This window comes from Methylobacterium sp. J-077 (assembly GCF_022829365.1).
Classification (GTDB): domain Bacteria; phylum Pseudomonadota; class Alphaproteobacteria; order Rhizobiales; family Beijerinckiaceae; genus Methylobacterium.
The window spans coordinates 1-1778 of the sequence record NZ_JAKSYJ010000004.1 but is presented as its reverse complement, the minus strand read 5'-3'; the positions used below and the strand labels follow the sequence as shown (position 1 = coordinate 1778).

General features: G+C 64.9%; 2 protein-coding genes and 1 pseudogene. 2 read left to right on the top strand and 1 reads right to left on the bottom strand.

Annotated features, from left to right (window positions below):
* A pseudogene (locus MKL11_RS00035) lies at positions 1-183 on the top strand (IS630 family transposase); the annotation flags it as partial.
* Here the strand turns inward: MKL11_RS00035 and MKL11_RS00030 are convergent.
* Positions 184-387 carry a LysR family transcriptional regulator gene (locus MKL11_RS00030; protein ID WP_243939176.1) on the bottom strand — a complete coding sequence of 68 codons (204 nt, stop codon included), beginning with the start codon at positions 385-387 and terminating at the stop codon, positions 184-186.
* Between the two features lie 202 nt (positions 388-589).
* On the opposite strand from MKL11_RS00030, the gene MKL11_RS00025 reads away from it, so the two are divergent.
* Positions 590-1669: an ABC transporter substrate-binding protein gene (locus MKL11_RS00025; protein WP_243939175.1), complete on the top strand. Its 1080-nt coding sequence runs from the start codon at positions 590-592 to the stop codon at positions 1667-1669.
* Positions 1670-1778: the final 109 nt, after the last annotated feature.

Genomic DNA, 1778 nt, shown 5'->3' with positions numbered 1-1778 from the left:
TCCCCCGAACTCAACCCCGTGGAGAACCTCTGGCAGTTCATGCGCGACAACTGGCTCGGCAACCGCGTCTTCAAATCCTACGCCGACATCCTCGACCACTGCTGCCACGCCTGGAACACCCTCATCGACCGACCCTGGCGCATCATCTCCATCGGACTGCGCGCCTGGGCTCATGGGTTCTGATCAATGAGGATCGGTATTAGTGCCGTCGTCCGTGATGCTGATGCGCCGGGCGGTCCGGTCGAACAATGTCGCGCCGACCTGGCCCTTGAGACGGGCGATGCGGCGGCTGATCGTTGAATGATCGAGGTTCAGGAGGCGTGCAGCGGCAGCCATCTGCCCTGATCGTACCACTTGCAGGAAAACCCGAAGATCATCCCAATCCATTTCCGAGCTCCGAATTTTCGCAATTGGGTATCGCATCCCGTCTCGTTGCGCAGCGTAGCGCAGGCCGACATCAATCCGCATGCGACGTGCCAGACGGCAACGACTGCAAGGAGGTGTCGCGATGACGAGACGAACTCTGGTTGCTGCCCTTCTGGCCACCGCGTCCCTCACGATCCTTTCGGCGGCATCCGCGTAGGAGACGGTGAAGATTGGCGTCGTGGTCCCGTTGAGCGGTCAGAACGCGCAGTTCGGAGCCAACATCCGCAACGGCATTGAGATGGTAGCCGCCGACATCAACGGGCGCGGCGGGATCGCGTCCCTCGATGGGGCAAAGGTTCAGGTCGTCTATGCCGACGCCCCGGCGCCCAGCGCAGCGGGTGTCGCGGTCCAGCGCCTCGTCAGCCGGGACCGGGTGGTGGGGATCGTCGGATCATTCATCAGCAACATCACCCTAGCCGCCTCCGAGGTCACGGAGCGGCTCGGCGTGACCATGGTCACGCACTCGTTCGCCGATCAGATCACGGAGCGCGGCTACAAGCACATCTTCCAGCTCGCGCCAAAAGCGTCCGTGCTCGGCGAGGCCGCCTTCGATCAGGCGCTCGAACTCGGAAAGCAGGCGGGCGAAAAGATCGAGAAGATCGCGATCCTCTGGGAGGACACGTCCTACGGCACGTCGCAGTCGAAGGGTCTGCGCGAGGCCGCCCGGAAGGCCGGCGTGCAGGTCGTCCTCGACGAGGGATATCCCCCGGGCATCACGGATGTCACGCCCCTCATCAACAAGTTGCGCGCTTCCGGGGCGCAACTCGTCTTCCCGGTGTCCTACCTGAACGACGCCGTCCTGATCATCCGCTCGATGCGCCAGCAGCAGATCGATGCGACCGTCGTCGGCGGAGCGGGCGGCTACATCATCCCGGATTTCCAGAGGGCCCTCGGTCCGCTCGCGACAGGTGTCCTGTCGATCGCGCCGGCGAACTACGACGCAGATCCGGCCCTCGAGAAGCGCTACGAGGCGAAATACGGCGTCTGGCCGTCGCATGAGACGATCATGTACGCGGCCGGCTTCGAGCAACTCGTGCAGGCCGTCGACACCGCCAAGTCGCGGAACCCGGAGGCGATCCGCGACGCATTCGCGGCGTCCCGCTACTGCGGTGGGTTCGCCAGGGCCCTTCCCGGCGGCTGCAGCGCTTTCGACGCGAACGGCCTGACGACGACGGGGCGGCCGATCACCGTCGAATGGCGCGACGGCGGACTGATCGGCCCCCACAGGGTGGTCCAAGGTTAAAGTTAGTGCGCGGTAGTCCGCTCCACCACGGGTAGCTTGGCCGGCGGAGCTGGTCGGGCGAGCGCAGCCGGCCAAGCGGTGAAGGCTGGCATGAACACTTCTGGTGCCG

What these genes read in the sequence shown, in the direction of transcription:
- MKL11_RS00030 (WP_243939176.1), bottom strand. Translation starts at nt 387, where the DNA reads ATGGATTGGGATGATCTTCGGGTTTTCCTGCAAGTGGTACGATCAGGG.